Raw genomic sequence first — 16,016 nt, 5'->3', positions numbered from 1 at the left:
CCGGTCATGCCGGTCATGCCGCTCATGGGGTTCCTGGTGCTCGTGGCCTTCATGGAGTTCGTGGCCTTCATGGAGTTCGTGGCGTTCATCGAGTTCGTGGCGTTCATGAGGTGCGCGCCTCCTCGGCGGCGGTGATGGCGACGAAGGCCTGCTCCAGACCGAGCCCGGCCACTTCGAGGTTGCGGGGGTGGAGGCCGAGCCCGTACAGGGCGTGGACGGTCGCGTCGGCGTCGGAGGACTGGATGCGGACCGTGTGGCCCGACACGTCGAGCGAGGTGAGGAAAGGCAGGTCGCGCAGCGCGGGCTCGTCGATCGGGCCCTCCAGGTCGAACGCGATCCGCCGGGCGCCGGCCTTCGCCTTGATCTCGGCGGCGGTGCCGTCCGCGAGCAGCCGCCCCCGGTGCAGGACGAGCACGCGGTCGGCGATGGCGTCGGCCTCCTCCAGGTAGTGCGTGGCGAACAGGACCGTCCGCCCCTGGTCGGCCTGCTCCCGCATGGTGGCCCAGAAGGCCTGGCGCGCGGAGACGTCCATGCCGGTCGTCGGCTCGTCGAGGACGATGAGGTCGCTGTCCCCGGCCGTGGCGAGCGCGAAGCGGACGCGCTGCTGCTGACCGCCCGAGAGTTTGTTGACCTTGCGGTCCGCCATCTGTGTGAGGCTCGCGCGGGCGAGCACGTCCGGCACGGGGAACGGCTTCGGGTGCAGGTCGCAGGCGAGGCGCACCAGCTCGCCGACCGTGACCTCGTCCATCAGCCCGCCGCTCTGCAGCATCGCGCCGACGCGCCCGGCGACGATGGCCTCTCGCGGGCTGCCGCCGAACACCCGCACCGAGCCGCTGTCCGCGTGCTTCAGGCCGAGCAGCAGGTCGAGCGTGGTCGACTTGCCCGCACCGTTGGGCCCCAGCAGGGCCACGGTCTCGCCCGGATGCAGGGCCAGCGTGAGCCCGTCCACGGCCCGTCCGCTTCCGTAGGTCTTGGTCACCTGATCGAACCCGACCACCGAGCCGGTGGCCTCCGCTGTCGCAGTCGCTGTCATGTGACCCAGCGTGGCGGGAGGCGGGCCCCGCCCGGCAGTGTCGGCCATCGTCACTCACGGATGACAGATGTCATGTGCGGGTACGCGAAACTCACCTCCTGGCCCCCAGCACCTCCAGCGCGTCCGCCACCGAGCGGAGGAACGCGGCGTACGCGTGGGCGCTGCACGGCAGTTCCGGGTTCCAGGGCGTCACGGCCGCGGTCGAGGTGAGGGCCTCCCAGGCGGGCACGGACTCCAACTCCCCCACAGGCACGGCGTTCGCGCGGGCGTCCGCGAGGACCAGGTCGGGGGCGAGGTCGAGGGCGTGCTCCCACGTGGTCGTGGACCAGTTCGCGCCACCGGCGCCGGGCTCGGTCAACTGCACGCCCAGTTCGGCCAGATGACGCAGTTCGGGCCAGGTCCCGGGCCGGGCGAGATGGGCCTGGCGGGTTCCGGCGGCCGACAGCGCGAGCACCTTCAGCGGCACGGAGGCGGCGGACCGTACGGCGTCCTCCGCCGCGGCCAACTCGCTGTCCCCGCCCGTCGGTTCGCCGCCGAGGGCCACCGCCAGCTGGACGAACCGCGCCAGGATGCCGGGCAGCGAGGTGTCCCCGCCGACCGCCAGGGCGAGGACGGGTGCGCCGGCCCGTTTCGCCGCCGCCTCCGTGACGGCGTACGGCTTCTCCCGGTCGTACGTGACGTCGACGACGATGTCGGGCCGTACGGACCGTATCGCCCCGTCGTCCAGCCCCTTGCCCGCGCCCAGGTACGGGACGTCGGCCAGGGCACCGGACTTGGCGCGGTCGGGCTCGTCGCCGTCGTGGCCTGATCCGTACACCCCGACGGGCCGGACCCCCAGATCCCACAGTGCCGCGCCCGCGCGGACGTACGCGGCCACCCTCTCGGGCCGCCCGATGCGCCGTAACGTGATCCCCCGGTCGTCCGTGAACTCCCAGCCCATACGGCACCCGCCCCTTCGACACCCGCCCGGCGCGGGCCACTCGGGCCACGATGAGCCGGACGCCGGAACGAGACAAGGGGACACCCGGCCATCACCGGGTGCCCCCTTCAACCAGTCCGCTCAACCGGTCCGCGACTAGCTGGGGTTGGTCTCGATCACTCCCACACGGTCCGCCGCCGTCTTGCCGAGGAGTGCCGGGCGCATCGCGCCGACCACGTCCTGGGGCGTCACGGGGGTCTTCTTGCCGTTGCCCCGGGTGATCAGTACGCCGTCGAAGGCGCCGCCGTACAGCTCCTTCAGCGCTTCCAGGTCGTAGTACTCGACCAACTTGCCCTGGGCGTTGGCCTTGACGCCGAGGAACTTCCACAGGGAGTTCTCCGGGCTGAACGGGAGCTCCACCCCGCCGGCCTTGATCGTCACGTTGGCCGACATCGCCGGCTGTGCGAACGTCTTCATCATGCGGTCGACCTCGGCCTTGGTGACCTTGGGCTCCTTGGCCGTGGTGGGGACCTTGACGGTCGCCGCCTTGCCGGTCTCCACCTGCGCGCGGTACGCCTCCTCGACGGCCTCCGTCGACTGTCCGGTGTCGATGCCCTTGCCCGCCTTGCCGTAGACGGCAACGGCCTTGCCCGACTCGAACTTGATCGTGCCCTCGGTCGCCGAGCCGGAACCGCCCGCGGCGCGCTCCAGGGCGGCCGCCAGCTTCTCCTCGTCGACGGGCATCGCGGGGTCGACCACGCGATGGTTGCCGAACAGCGAGCCGATCACCGAGACGGGGTTGTAGTCGCTGCCCGCCGCGGACCGTACCGTCGCCTGGCTGTCGAGCTGGAGACCGGCCTGGTCCGGCCTGAGCGCGACGGTGTCGCCCTCGACCGAGAGCTGCAGCGGCTTGGCCGCCCGTGCCTTGAAGGCGTCGTCGAGCTTCTTGACGGCCTCATCACGGGTGCCGCCGCCGATGTCGACGCCGAGCACGGTGGTGCCCTTGGGCACATCGGAGTGGTTCATGAGCAGACCGGCGCCGTACGCGATGCCGCCCAGCGTCACCACGCCGGTGACCAGGAGCACCAGCTTGTTGCGGCCCTTTTTCTTCTTGGTCCGCGAGGCCGCGGGCGCCGCCGGCGAGACGGGCTCGGGCAGCTTCGGGGGCTGGTGCGGCAGCGGTCCGTCAGTGTGCGCGCCCGGTCCGAACGGCGAGTTCGGGGCGGGCGGCACGACGGGGATGCCGCTGGTCAGCGTGTGTCCCGAGACGTTCTCACCGGCGCCGCCGTAGCCCGGCGTACCGGGTTCCGGGGCGGGCTTCTGCGGGGTGAGGATCGCGGTGTCGTCGCTCATCCCGCCGCCGGGGCCTCCGGTGAAGGACGAGCCGTGCTGGGCACCGTTGCCACCGGGGAAGCCGGAGGCGCCGGGACCGCCAGACGCGCCGCCCTGACCACCAGGGACACCCTGACCGCCGGGGCCACCCGGACCGCCAGGTCCGCCGGGGAAGCCGGAGCCGTTCTGGGCACCGTTGGGGCCGGGGAAGCCCGAGCCGTCCGGGGCTCCGGGGCCGCCGGGTCCACCCGGTCCGCCGGAAGCGCCGTGGAACGCGGCGGCACCCTGACCGTTCTGGTCACCCATGCCACCACGGACACGCGGACCGCCGGGTCCACCGGGAGCGCCCTGACCGCCGGGAGCGCCCGGACCACCGGGAAGTCCCTGGCCGCCGGAACCGCCGGGAACCTGGCCACCGGGACTACCAGGGCCGCCAAGTCCGCTCGGGGCTCCGCCGCGCACCGCGCCGGGCGGTGTCAGCTGACCGTCGCCGGTGACCGGCCCGCCGGTCGGGCCCGAAGGTCCGCCCTGGCCGCCGCCGGAGAAGTACGGAAGCCCGTCGCGCCGCGGCTCACCGCCGCCGTCGCCCGCGCCGTCCGTCGGATACGGCGAGTTGCCGGGCCCGCTGCCCAGCGGCCCCGCCGCCAGTGCCGCGGACACGTCGAAGGAACCGGTACCGCCGCCGTGGCCGGGCGCCACGGGCCCGGTACCGCCCGCGCCGGGCAGCCCCGCGCCGTTGGTGCCGCCGGGCCGGGAGCCACCGGGCCTGGCCGCACCACCGGCACCGGCGCCCTTGGGCGCGGCCGAACCGGAGGGCCGCGCACCGGGTGCACCGGAACCGCCAACTCCCGCTCCGGCACCCGTACCGGGGCCCGGCGCACCCGAACCGCCGGGCGTACCGGCGCCGTTGGTGCCGCCACCGCCCGGACCGCCCTTGGGCGCACCGGACTTGCGTGGCGCGAACCAGTCGCTCGTCTTGTCCTCGGCGGAGGGCGTGGGCATGGGGTGGGACCCGGTGTCGGAGTCCACGGGCCCGCCCACGCCGGTGCTCGGCCCGGTGTCGACAGGGGCCGGTGTGGGCACACTCGTGCTGTCGGAGGACTCGCCGCCCCCGACGGGTGTGCGCACGACGACCGGCGGAATGGGCCGGGATCCGGGGATGTTGATGCGGATCCGCGTCGTCAGCGTGGTCTCGGTCTTGGGCTGCTCCGGCCGGTCACCGGCGGAACGCCCATTGTCGGCGGCGCCGTCGGAAGCCTTGGGCGTTCCGTACGGCGGAGTCCCCGACGGGTATGCGGTTCCGCCGCGCCCGTTGGGCCCGGAGGACGGACTGTCAGTTTCACGACTCAAGGCAGGTTCTCCTGGTTGGCTCCACCGCCCGTGTACTCGACCTCGATTCGGGCGGCTCGGCGGCGCGCACCACCATACTGGCCACTTGTCGTCCGCATCCTGCGGCCGTAGGGGAAACCCACACCGGACTTGCACCTGCGCACTGCGGCGAAGTGGTACGTCACTTGCCAAGTCGGGCGGCGGGCCCACCTGGTTGCCGCCCCGGGCCAAGGGTGGCGCACATCACAGCCACGGCCATTCCGCCGAGCAGGAAGAGGTAGGAGCCCGCTCCTGCGGCGAAAAGGAAGTCCCCCTCGGGCCGACTCGCGGTGAGCAGGACAACGGCGATCATCCAGCCGGCGGCGGGTGCCACGGCCCCGCCCCGGCCACCGGTCGCCCGTCCCCCGCCGACGAAGAGCCCCGCCGCGCCGGCCAGCGCGAGCAGCAGCCCGCCCGGGAACAGGCCCGCCTGGACCAGTCCCCCGGCCGCCCCGACCACGGCACCCAGCACGAAGAGCCCCAGGTGGACGAGGATCCGTCCCGCCGAGGGCGCTCGCGGGGGCTCGGCGAGCATGCTGCCCGCACCCGGCCTGTTCGCCGTACTCATCAGCCACTCACTTCATTACGTGTCGGACATCCATCACGACTCATCGGACACCCTCATCCTTTTCGGCCGTCCCGGCGAACAGGTCCGTCTCCCACGCCGGTCCTTCGCGCCCGCCGCGCACCAACTCGTAGTACTCCACGACGAACAGCGGCTGCGCGAGCTGGTTGGAGAGGGCGAACCACGGCTCGACGACCTCGATCTGGGTGGCGTGCGCCCGCATCGCGGCGGCCTTGGCCGCGGCGAAGGGGGTGCCGTCGATCTCCGTGGAGATCAGCGAGTCGTCCACCACGCCCGGCACGTCGTCGACGGCGGCGGAGGCGGGGAACGGCAGTTCGTCGAGCACGTCCTTCAGCCGGGCGAAGCCCTCCTCGGCGACCGTGCGCGGTACGCGGTTCCAGTAGATCTTTGCGATCGTCCACGGTTCGCCGAGCTCCGGACGGAAGCCCGGCTCCGCGGCCAGGTCGGCGGCGCGCATCGCGACGCGGTGGGCCTGGATGTGGTCCGGGTGGCCGTAGCCGCCGTTCGTGTCGTACGTCACGAGCACCTGGGGGCGCACCTCGCGGATCACCTGGACGAGGTCCGCGGCCGCCTCGTCGACGTCCGCCTGCCAGAAGCAGCGCGGGTCGTCGTTGTCGGGCAGGCCCATCATCCCGGAGTCGTGGTAGCGGCCGGGGCCGCCGAGGGAGCGGAAGTCGCTCACCCCGAGCTCGCGCATCGCCGCGCCGAGCTCGGCTTGGCGGTGATCGCCGAGGGCCTCGCCCGACAGGTGGGCGAGGCCGGGCGGGATGACCTCGCCCCGCTGGCCCAGGGTGCAGGTCACGAGCGTGACGTGGGCGCCCTCGGCCGCGTACCTGGCCATGGTCGCGCCGTTGTTGATCGCCTCGTCGTCCGGGTGCGCGTGCACCAGGAGCAGACGCCGGGAGGGCAGTTCCGTCATGGGCCCCACCCTACGAGGCGGGTCAGAACTTGATGCCTCCGACCATGTCCGCGATGTTCGTGGTCACCTCGCTGATCGTCGGGGCCATCGTCGAGCTGGCGAGATAGAAGCCGAACAGGACGCAGACGATGGCGTGAGGCGCCTTCAGCCCTGATTTCTTGATCAGGATGAAGACGATGATCGCCAGCAGCACCACCGCCGAAATCGAGAGTGCCACGGCGGCTCACCTCCAAGGATCCCAGGGACGCGGGGGGTCGGATGATGGGGGCAGTAAATCCGTACAACGGCCAGCAGGTTGATACCCACGCAGCAGTAGTGATCATAACTATTCGTACGTGCGCATTGATCGGCGCACGGCCGCACAAGGGGGCGCATGGCCAATATGGTCGGAGCATGACGACCGAGCCTCTCTCCTTTCCGCGCCGGCAGGCGCGCACCCTGCGCTTCACGCTCGGCGCGCCCCGTGCGTTCACCGTGGCGCCCGACGGTTCCCGGGTCGTGTACCTGCGGTCCTCGTCCGGCACGGACCGGGCGAACCAGCTGTGGGTTCTCGACGCGGCGGACGGCGAGGAGCGTCCCGCCGCGGATCCGGGCGCGCTGCTCGGAGGCTCCTCGGAGAGACTGTCGGCGGCGGAACGGGCCCGGCGCGAGCGCAGCCGCGAGGGCGGCGCGGGCATCGTCGGCTATGCCACCGACGCGGCCGTGGAGTTGGCGTCCTTCGCCCTGTCGGGACGGCTGTTCACCGCGGAGCTGCGGGCGGGCACGGCACGTGAACTGCGGGTTCCCGGGCCGGTCCTTGACCCCCGCCCGTCCCCCGACGGACGGCTCGTCGCGTACGTCTCCGGGGGTGCCCTGAGGGTCGTCGGCGCCGAGGGGGAGGACGACCGGGCGCTCGTGGAGCCGGAGTCCGACACGGTCACCTACGGTCTCGCCGAGTTCATCGCGGCCGAGGAGATGGGCCGTTCGCGTGGTTTCTGGTGGTCGCCGGAGTCGGACCGGCTGCTGGTCGCCCGGGCCGACGACGCCCCCGTACGCCGCTGGTGGATCTCCGATCCGGCGCATCCCGAGCGGGATCCGCAGCAGGTCGCCTATCCGGCGGCCGGAACGGACAACGCGGACGTGCGGCTCTTCGTGATCGGACTCGAAGGGGCGCGCACGGAGGTCGCATGGGACCGGGCGCGCTACCCCTACCTCGCGCGGGTGCACTGGTCGGCGGCCGGAGCGCCGCTGCTTCTCGTCCAGGCGCGCGACCAGTCGAGCCAGCTCTATCTGGCCGTCGACCCGGACACCGGGGCGACCCGGATGGTGCACGCGGACGAAGATCCACAATGGCTTGATCTTTTCCCCGGGGTACCGAGCTGGAGCCCGAGCGGACAGCTCGTGCGGATCGCCGACGAGGGCGGGGCGCGAGTGCTCGCCGTGGGCGAACGCCCCCTGACGGGACCGCAGTTGCATGTGCGAGCGGTCCTGGACGTGTCGGACGACGACGTGCTGGTCTCCGCGTCGGCCGGTGCGGCGGCGGCCGCCCCGGAGACCGGTGAGGTGCACGTCTACCGGGTCAACGACCTCGGTGTGGAACGGATTTCACAGGAACCCGGCGTCCACTCGGCGGTGCGCGCGGGCGGGGTGACGGTCCTCGTGTCGGCCGTGCCCGGTCAACCGGGCGCCCAGGTACAGGTACTGCGGGACGGCAAGCGCACGGCGACCGTGATGTCGTACGCCGAAGACCCCGGGCTGAGCCCGCGCGTGACGCTCACGGAGGCGGGCGAGCGCCGTGTGCCGTGCGCCGTTCTGCTCCCCACGGACTACACCGACGGTCCGCTGCCGGTGCTGATGGACCCGTACGGCGGGCCGCACGGGCAGCGCGTGCTGGCCGCGCACAACCCGTATCTGACCTCGCAGTGGTTCGCCGACCAGGGGTTCGCCGTGATCGTCGCGGACGGGCGGGGCATGCCGGGCCGCTCGCCCGCCTGGGAGAAGTCGATCAAGGATGATCTCGCGGCGGTCGTCCTCGACGACCAGATCCACGCGCTCCGGGCGCTCGCCGAACGCTTCCCGCTGGACCTGGACCGGGTGGCGATCCGCGGCTGGTCGTTCGGCGGCTATCTCGCGGGGCTCGCGGTGCTGCGCCGCCCGGACGTCTTCCACGCGGGCGTGGTGGGCGCGCCGGTGACGGACCAGCGGCTGTACGACACCCACTACACCGAGCGGTATCTGGGCGATCCGAACAGGCAGCCGGAGGTGTACGCGGCGAATTCGCTGATCGACGACGACGGTCTGGTGGGGGCCGCCGAGCCGGCCCGGCCGATGATGATCGTGCACGGTCTCGCCGACGACAACGTGGTGGTCGCGCACTCCCTGCGGCTGTCCTCCGCGCTGCTGGCCGCGGGCCGCCCGCACGAGGTGCTGCCGCTGTCGGGGGTCACGCACATGACCCCGCAGGAGCAGGTCGCGGAGAATCTGCTGCTGCTCCAGGTGGACTTCCTGAAGCGGTCCCTGAACCTGGTGTAGAGATGCGACCGGCCGGGGAGACATGGCGCGCCCCGGCCGGTCTACGGCACCCGCACGGCCGTACGCTGTTCAGACTGACGCGTCCGTATATCGGTATCGGGTCGGTGAAGTTGCCTGCGTGTTAACGAAGTTGATGCGCATTTGTCATGCTATTTCACGTCGTCCGTGGGTCCGTCAGGGCTCTCGCCTGTCGGCTCCTCCGGTGGGACCACCTGCTTCTCCTCCGCGAAGTGGCACGCCGAGTCGTGGGCCGCGGGACCGGCCGCCTCGTACCGGAACTCCGCGGGCACCGCGAGCAGCGGGACCTCCAGGGCACAGCGCTCCTTCGCCTTCCAGCAGCGGGTGCGGAAGCGGCAGCCGGAGGGGATGTTCGCCGGTGAGGGCACGTCGCCGAAGAGGATGATCCGCTCCCGGTGCTCGCGGGCCTCGGGGTCCGGGACGGGCACGGCGGACAGCAGCGCCTGTGTATAGGGATGCGTCGGGTGGTCGTAGATCTCGGCGTCCCTGCCGATCTCCACGATCCGCCCGAGGTACATCACCCCGACCCGGTCGGAGATGTGCCGCACGATCGAGAGGTCGTGCGCGATGAACACGTACGACAGGTCGAACTCGCTCTGGAGCCGGTCCATCAGGTTGATGACCTGGGCCTGCACCGACACGTCGAGGGCGGACACCGGCTCGTCGGCGACGATGATCTCGGGGCGCAGGGCCAGTCCGCGCGCGATGCCGATGCGCTGGCGCTGGCCGCCGGAGAACTGGTGCGGATAGCGGTTGATGTACTCCGGGTTGAGCCCGACCACGTCCAGCAGGTCCTGGACCTTTCGGCGCCGGTTGCCCTTCGGCGCGACCTCGGGGTGGATCTCGTACGGCTCCCCGATGATGTCGCCGACGGTCATGCGCGGGTTGAGCGAGGTGTACGGGTCCTGGAAGACCATCTGGATGTTGCGGCGCACGGCCTTCAACGCGCGGCCGGAGAGCCTGGTGACGTCCTCGCCCTTGTACGCGATCTCGCCGGCCGTCGGCTTCTCCAGGTTGACCAGCATCTTGGCGACCGTGGACTTGCCGCAGCCGGACTCGCCGACGATGCCGAGGGTCTCGCCCGCGGCGAGTTCGAAGTCGACGCCGTCGACGGCCTTCACCGCGCCGATCTGTTTCCTGAAGACGATGCCCTGGGTGAGCGGGTAGTGCTTGACCAGGCCCCGCACCTGGAGGATCGGCTCAGCCATGGAGGCACTCCCGCCAGAAGTGGCAGGCGCTCACGCGGTCGGTGCCCGCCTCGGTCACGTCGTACAGCGGCGGTACGTCGGTCCGGCAGACGTCCTGGGCCAGTGGGCAGCGCGGGTTGAAGGCGCAGCCGGGCGGGATGTGCATGAGGTTCGGTGGCAGGCCCTTGATGGCGTACAGCTCCTTGCCCTTCTGGTCGAGCCGCGGGATCGACTCCAGGAGGCCCTTCGTGTAGGGGTGCGCGGGGGCCTTGTAGATGTCGTGGACCGGGGCGGACTCGACGATCCGGCCCGCGTACATCACGGCGATCCGGTCGGCGACGTCCGCGACCACGCCGAGGTCGTGGGTGATGAGGATGAGCCCCATGTTGAGCTCGCGCTGGAGCTCGGCGAGGAGGTCCATGACCTGGGCCTGGACGGTGACGTCGAGGGCGGTGGTGGGTTCGTCGGCGATGATCAGGTCCGGTTCGAGGGCCAGCGCCATGGCGATCATGATGCGCTGGCGCATACCGCCGGAGAACTGGTGGGGATAGTCGCCGACCCGGGCGGCCGCGGCCGGGATGCGCACCCGCTCCATCAGCTCGATCGCTTTCGCCTTGGCGGCCTTCCTGGACATGCCCTGGTGGACGCTGAACATCTCGCCGAGCTGGGCGCCGACGCTGAGCACCGGGTTCAGGGAGGACAGCGCGTCCTGGAAGATCATCGCCATCCGGGCGCCGCGGACCCTGCGCCGCTCCTCCTCCCTGAACTTCAGGAGGTCCTCGCCCTGGAAGAGGATCTCGCCCGCGGTGATCTTCCCGGGCGGGGTGTCGAGGATGCCCATGATCGCCTGGGCGGTCACGGACTTGCCGGAGCCGGACTCGCCGAGCACGGCGAGCGTCTCGCCCTCGTCCACGCTGTAGGAGACGCCGTTGACGGCCTTGGCCACCCCGTCCCTGGTCCTGAACTCCACGTGCAGATCGCGCACTTCGAGCAGCACAGCGGTCACCTCAGCTTCGGGTCGAGGGCGTCGCGCACCGCGTCGCCGAGCATGATGAACGCGAGGACGGTGACGGCGAGGGCCCCGGCCGGCCACAGGAGCGCGTGCGGCGCCGTGCGGATGTACTGGGACGCCGAGGAGATGTCGATGCCCCAGCTCACGGTGGGCGGCTTCAGCCCGACGCCGAGGTACGAGAGGGTCGCCTCCAGCGAGATGTACGTACCGAGCGCGATGGTCGCCACGACGATGACCGGAGCGATGGCGTTGGGCGTGATGTGCCGCAGCATCATCCGCGAGTTGGAGGCGCCGAGCGCCCGGGCCGCCTGGACGTAGTCGTTCTGCTTGGTGGTGATGACGGAGCCGCGGGCGATACGGGAGATCTGCGGCCAGCCGAGCAGCACCATGAACCCGATCACCGGCCAGACCGTGGAGCTGGTGACGACGGACAGCAGCACCAGACCGCCGAGGACGACGGGGATCGCGAAGAAGATGTCGGTGATCCGGGACAGGATCGCGTCCCACACCCCGCCGAAGAACCCGGCGAGCCCGCCGAGCACCGAGCCGAGGATCGCGACCCCGAGCGTGGCGCACACACCGACGGTGACGGACACCCGGGCCCCGTACACCGTGCGGGTGTAGACGTCGCAACCCTGGCCGTTGAAGCCGAAGGGGTGTCCGGGCTGGGAGCCCTCCTGGGCCTTGGCGAGGTCGCACTTGAGCGGGTTCTGGGTGGCGATCACCCCCGGCCACAGGGAGATGAAGACCAGGAACAGGATGATGAGCGCCGAGATGATGAAGACGGGGTTGCGGCGCAGATCCCGCCAGGCGTCGGACCAGAGGGAGCGCGGCTTCTCGGCGGGGCCCGCGCCGTCCGGCCGGCCCGGAGTCTTCTCCAGGGTCGCGCCTTCCGCCGTGGCCAGGTCCATGGCGCCGCCCATGCCCGTGGCGGCGATGGCCCCGTCCTCCGGGGCGCGGCCCCCGCCCGACAGGTGCGGCTCGCGCGGCATCGGTTCAGGCATAGCGGATCCTCGGGTCGAGTACGGCGTACAGGAGGTCGACCAGCAGGTTGGCCACCAGGAAGACGAGGACCAGGACGGTCACGAAGCCGACGACGGTCTGGGTGTTCTGGCGCAGGATGCCCTGGTAGAGCTGGAAGCCGACGCCGTGGATGTTGAAGATGCGCTCGGTGACGATCGCGCCGCCCATCAGCGCGCCGATGTCGGTGCCGATGAAGGTGACCACCGGGATCAGCGAGTTGCGCAGCAGATGCCGGGTGATGACCCGCCGCCGGGGCAGCCCCTTGGCGACGGCCGTACGGACGTAGTCGGCGCGCCGGTTCTCCGCGATGGAGGTGCGGGTCAGCCGGGTCACGTACGCGAGGGAGACGGACGCGAGCACCAGGCCCGGCACGATCAGCTCGTCGAAGGGGGCCTCCGGGGAGACGGACGGACTGATCCAGCCCCATTCGACGCCCAGCAGCAGCTGGAGCAGCAGACCGGTGACGAAGGTCGGCACGGAGATGACGACGAGGGTGACCAGCAGGACGCCGGTGTCGACGGGACGGCCGCGGCGCAGTCCGGTGACGACGCCGAGTGTGATGCCGATGACGATCTCGAAGAGGATCGCGACGATCGTGAGCCGGATGGTGACCGGGAACGCGGTCGACATCAGCTCGGTGACCTCCTGGCCGTTGAACGCGGTGCCGAAGTCGCCGGTGAAGACGTTGCCCATGTACGTCACGTATTGCTGCCACAGGGGCTTGTCGAGGCCGAACTCCTTGCGCAGCTGGGTGGCCGTCGCGGGGTCGCACTGCCGGTCGCCGCACAGGCCCGCGATGGGGTCGCCCATCACGTTCACCATCAGGAAGATCAACAGGGTGGCGCCGAAGAAGACCGGGATCATCTGCAGCAGGCGCCGGATCACATACCGTCCCATGAGGGCTCCGGAGGTAGGCGGGGGCACCCGTGTGTCGACGGGTGCCCCCGCGGCTCAGCTGACCTTGATCTCGTTGTAGACGGGGACGCTGAACTGGTTGAGCGCCACGTCGGAGACCCGCTCCGAGTAGCCGGCGCTGCCGTTCTGGTACCAGAGCGGGATGGCGCCCATGTCGTCCCGCAGGACCTCCTCGGCCTGCTGGAAGAGGTCCACGGCCTTGGCCTGGTCGGTCTCCGCGTTGGCCTCGTCGACGAGCTTGTCGAACTCGGCGCTGGTCCACTTGCCGTCGTTGGACGAGGCGTTGGTGTAGTACAGCGGCTGCAGGAAGTTCTGGATCAGCGGGTAGTCCATCTGCCAGCCGGCCCGGAAGGGGCCCGACATCTTGGACTGGGTGATCTGGTTGCGGAAGTCGGCGAAGGTGCCGATGGGGTTGCCGACGCAGGCCTTGTCGTTGTCCAGCGCGTTGTTGACGGAGTTGCAGACGGCGTCCACCCACTCCTTGTGGGAGCCGGTGTCCGCGTTGTACGAGATCTTGACCTGGCCGCCGGGCAGCCCGCCGCCCTCCTCGATCAGCTTCTTGGCCTCCTCGGGGTCGTACTCGCAGGCGTCACCGCACAGCCCCTCCTTGAAGCCGCCGGCCTCGCCGAGGACGGGCGAGGTCCAGTCGGAGGCGGGCGTGCGCGTCTTCTGGAAGATGGTCTCGGTGATCTGCTCGCGGTCGATGGCCCGGGACAGGCCCGTGCGGACCTTTTCCATGCCGTCCTTGTCCCAGGCCTTGTCGTAGAACGGGAAGGCGAGGGTCTGGATGATGCCGGCGGGCGTGTTGATGTACCGGTCGCCGAGGTCGCTCGGGGCGTTCTTGAGCTGGGAGGCGGGCACGTCGTCGACGAGGTCGAGGTTGCCGGCCATCAGGTCCGTGTAGGCGGTGTTGTTGTCGGTGTAGACCTTGAGGTCCACACCGCCGTTCTGCGCCTTGTCCTCGCCCGGGTACTGCGCCCACGCGCGCATCTTCATCACCGAGCCCTTGGCGTACGAGTCGACGGTGTACGGGCCGTTGCCGACCGGCTTGTTCAGCCAGGCCGCGTGGTCGTCGAAGAACGCCTGCGGCAGCGGGGAGAAGGCCGAGTAGCCGAGCGTGTCGGGGAAGGTCGAGAACTTCTGGTTGAGCTTGACCGTGAAGGTGTTGTCGCCGGTGACCTTGAGGCCGGAGAGGGTGTCGGCCGTCTGCTTGCTGCCGTCCTCGGGGTGGACCTTGTCGTAGCCGTCGATGTACCCGAAGAAGTACGCGTTCTTCTGGTTGTTCTTGAGGCTGGCGCCGTAGTTCCAGGCATCCACGAACGACTTGGCGGTGACGGCCTCGCCGTTGCTGAACGTCCAGCCGCTCTTGACGGTGACGGTGAAGTTCTGCGAGTCCGAGGTCTCGATCTTCTCGGCGAGCATGTCGTTGGCCTTGCCGGTCTTGGCGTCGTAGCGCTTCAGACCGCGGAAGAGCATGTCGAGGACCTTGCCGCCCTGCACCTCGTTGGTGTTGGCCGGCTCCAGGGGGTTCTGCGGGTCACCCCACGAGGAGCTCACGATCCCGGAGCCGTCGCCGCCGCCGCTGTCGCCGCCCCCGTTGTCCCCGCAGGCCGTCGCGGCGAGAGCTACCGCCGCCGCGCATGCGGCCCATCTGGCGTGCGTGGCTCCACGCATGGAGTGCCTCCTGTTCAGTGCGCTTGCAGTGCACTTTCCGTGCGCTGTGGCTCCGGCGCGGGAGCGCTGTGCCTTCAGCGCCCAATATCGGGGCACAAAGGACGTGGCGCCCATTCATCCCACTCTTACGAGTGGGAACACCCTCCGAATGCACGTATGCCGAAACATGGCGAACCGCATATCGGACCTCGCTTTGGTCATGGCAGTACCAAGCCACGCCAAGCGGGCGGCCAGGCTCGGGTCAAGCGGCAAAAGACCAGATCAAAGCCGTCAACGTTTCATTGACGCTGCCTGAACGGCGTTGAAATGGTCGCGCTAGGCCGACAGGGCCTTGCTCGTGGGTCGCATCCCGCAGACCCGCACGACGTTCGGGCCAGGAGCACGATGACCTCGCCTACACCCTCAGCCACCGCCGCACCCATGGTGGTGGCCGAAGACGCCGTACCGACGGCGCCGAAGACCCCGCCCCGAGGCGGCACCAGCCGCTCCCCCGGCCGGCTCGCCTGGCTGCGCTTCAAGCGCGACCGCACGGGTGTGGTCTCGGCCTGTGTGGTGCTGGTCTTCTTCGTCGCCGGAGTCGGCGCCCCGCTGATCGCCAGGCTGTACGGCAAGGATCCGTACACGACCTACGGTCAGAACACGGCGGGTCTGCTCAACGACTTCGGTTTCCCCGTCCGGCCCAACGGCGGCATCAGCGGCGACTTCTGGTTCGGCGTCGAACCGCAGCTCGGGCGGGACGTCTTCACGCTGCTGCTCTACGGCATCCGCAACTCGCTGCTGATCGCCACGGTGACGACCCTGCTGGTCACCCTGCTGGGCATCGTCGTCGGGCTCACGGCCGGCTATCTCGGCGGCCGGACCGACTACCTGGTGGGCAGGGTCATCGACATCCTGCTGGCCTTCCCCTCAACGCTCTTCTTCATCGCCTTCTGGCCCGTGATGATCTCGATCCTCGTCTCGCCGGAGGACGCCACCCCGACCTGGCTCACGGTGGTCAGCCTGATCTCGGTGATGACCGCGTTCGGCTGGGCGCCCATCGCCCGGCTGCTGCGCGGCGAGGTACTGGCCCTGCGCGAGCGGGAGTTCGTCGAGGCGTCCAAGGTGACCGGGGCGTCACCGGCCCGGATCATCTTCAAGGAGCTGCTGCCGAACCTGTGGACGCCGATCCTCATCCAGGCGACCCTCGCGCTGCCGATGTACGTCACCACGGAGGCCGCCCTCGCCTTCCTCGGCGTGGGGCTCAGTGATCCAACGCCGGACTGGGGCGTGATGATCCAGCGCGGGGCGCAGGTCTATCAGAACGACATCACTTACATGCTGTTCCCCGGCTTGACGATGGTGATCTTTGTGATCGCCTTCAACCTTCTTGGCGACTCCGTTCGGGATGCGCTCGATCCGAAGACAAGGCGTCGATAGCTCCGCTGGATTTGTCGGTTTGAACCTGCGGGTTCGTCGTGGCTGGTCGCGCAGTTCCCCGCGCCCCTGAAAGACAAGGGGCGCGACCCTCTCCCCTCATTCA

At 70.3% G+C, this 16,016-nt stretch carries 13 protein-coding genes; 2 read left to right on the top strand and 11 right to left on the bottom strand.

Translation table 11 applies throughout. The features are described 5' to 3' along the window. Nucleotides 1–103: 103 nt before the first annotated feature. From ACZ5VQ_RS05730 to ACZ5VQ_RS05705, 6 genes are all read right to left on the bottom strand, one after another. Complete coding sequence (locus ACZ5VQ_RS05730; RefSeq protein WP_469103831.1) at nucleotides 104–1,033, bottom strand: ABC transporter ATP-binding protein; 930 nt, start codon at nucleotides 1,031–1,033, stop codon at nucleotides 104–106. A 91-nt stretch (nucleotides 1,034–1,124) separates the two neighbouring features. Further along, a complete protein-coding gene (locus ACZ5VQ_RS05725) occupies nucleotides 1,125–1,973 on the bottom strand; it encodes a substrate-binding domain-containing protein (RefSeq protein WP_469103830.1) in 849 nt (282 codons plus the stop codon). A gap of 135 nt (nucleotides 1,974–2,108) precedes the next feature. Then, on the bottom strand, nucleotides 2,109–4,634 hold the full coding sequence (locus tag ACZ5VQ_RS05720; protein WP_469103829.1) for a hypothetical protein: 2,526 nt from the start codon (nucleotides 4,632–4,634) through the stop codon (nucleotides 2,109–2,111). 160 nt (nucleotides 4,635–4,794) lie between these two features. Continuing rightward, the gene (locus tag ACZ5VQ_RS05715) at nucleotides 4,795–5,220 is read right to left on the bottom strand and encodes a DUF6113 family protein (RefSeq protein ID WP_362081335.1); all 426 of its coding nucleotides are present in this window, start codon (nucleotides 5,218–5,220) and stop codon (nucleotides 4,795–4,797) included. 40 nt (nucleotides 5,221–5,260) lie between these two features. Then, nucleotides 5,261–6,157 (bottom strand): N-acetyl-1-D-myo-inositol-2-amino-2-deoxy-alpha-D-glucopyranoside deacetylase, encoded by an 897-nt coding sequence (gene mshB / locus ACZ5VQ_RS05710; RefSeq protein ID WP_469103828.1) that lies wholly within the window; start codon nucleotides 6,155–6,157, stop codon nucleotides 5,261–5,263. Nucleotides 6,158–6,179: 22 nt separating this feature from the next. Then, nucleotides 6,180–6,374 (bottom strand): hypothetical protein, encoded by a 195-nt coding sequence (locus ACZ5VQ_RS05705; RefSeq protein WP_359719782.1) that lies wholly within the window; start codon nucleotides 6,372–6,374, stop codon nucleotides 6,180–6,182. 176 nt (nucleotides 6,375–6,550) lie between these two features. Between ACZ5VQ_RS05705 and ACZ5VQ_RS05700 the strand changes: the two genes are divergently transcribed. Next, nucleotides 6,551–8,668 (top strand): S9 family peptidase, encoded by a 2,118-nt coding sequence (locus tag ACZ5VQ_RS05700; RefSeq protein WP_469103827.1) that lies wholly within the window; start codon nucleotides 6,551–6,553, stop codon nucleotides 8,666–8,668. Between the two features lie 149 nt (nucleotides 8,669–8,817). Here ACZ5VQ_RS05700 and ACZ5VQ_RS05695 read toward each other — a convergent pair whose 3' ends face one another. From ACZ5VQ_RS05695 to ACZ5VQ_RS05675, 5 genes are read right to left on the bottom strand one after another with little or no spacing between them, the layout of a single operon-like run. After that, nucleotides 8,818–9,894: an ABC transporter ATP-binding protein gene (locus ACZ5VQ_RS05695; RefSeq protein WP_469103826.1), complete on the bottom strand. Its 1,077-nt coding sequence runs from the start codon at nucleotides 9,892–9,894 to the stop codon at nucleotides 8,818–8,820. Beyond that, nucleotides 9,887–10,870, bottom strand: coding sequence for an ABC transporter ATP-binding protein (locus tag ACZ5VQ_RS05690; protein WP_469103825.1), 984 nt, complete (start codon nucleotides 10,868–10,870; stop codon nucleotides 9,887–9,889). Before ACZ5VQ_RS05690 ends, ACZ5VQ_RS05695 begins: the two co-directional genes overlap by 8 nt. A gap of 5 nt (nucleotides 10,871–10,875) precedes the next feature. Beyond that, complete coding sequence (locus ACZ5VQ_RS05685) at nucleotides 10,876–11,889, bottom strand: ABC transporter permease (RefSeq protein WP_469103824.1); 1,014 nt, start codon at nucleotides 11,887–11,889, stop codon at nucleotides 10,876–10,878. Beyond that, the gene (locus ACZ5VQ_RS05680) at nucleotides 11,882–12,805 is read right to left on the bottom strand and encodes an ABC transporter permease (RefSeq protein ID WP_469103823.1); all 924 of its coding nucleotides are present in this window, start codon (nucleotides 12,803–12,805) and stop codon (nucleotides 11,882–11,884) included. The genes ACZ5VQ_RS05685 and ACZ5VQ_RS05680 overlap by 8 nt, the downstream gene beginning before the upstream one ends. Nucleotides 12,806–12,859: 54 nt before the next feature. Beyond that, complete coding sequence (locus ACZ5VQ_RS05675) at nucleotides 12,860–14,497, bottom strand: peptide ABC transporter substrate-binding protein (protein WP_469103822.1); 1,638 nt, start codon at nucleotides 14,495–14,497, stop codon at nucleotides 12,860–12,862. Nucleotides 14,498–14,881: 384 nt separating this feature from the next. On the opposite strand from ACZ5VQ_RS05675, the gene ACZ5VQ_RS05670 reads away from it, so the two are divergent. Then, nucleotides 14,882–15,913, top strand: a complete 1,032-nt coding sequence (locus tag ACZ5VQ_RS05670; RefSeq protein WP_469103821.1) for an ABC transporter permease — start codon at nucleotides 14,882–14,884, stop codon at nucleotides 15,911–15,913. The last annotated feature ends 103 nt before the right edge of the window (nucleotides 15,914–16,016 follow it).

The sequence above is a fragment of the Streptomyces sp. NPDC033178 genome, from assembly GCF_055577685.1.
Note: the sequence above shows the minus strand (reverse complement) of the source record. Positions and strands in the feature narration are given on the sequence as shown.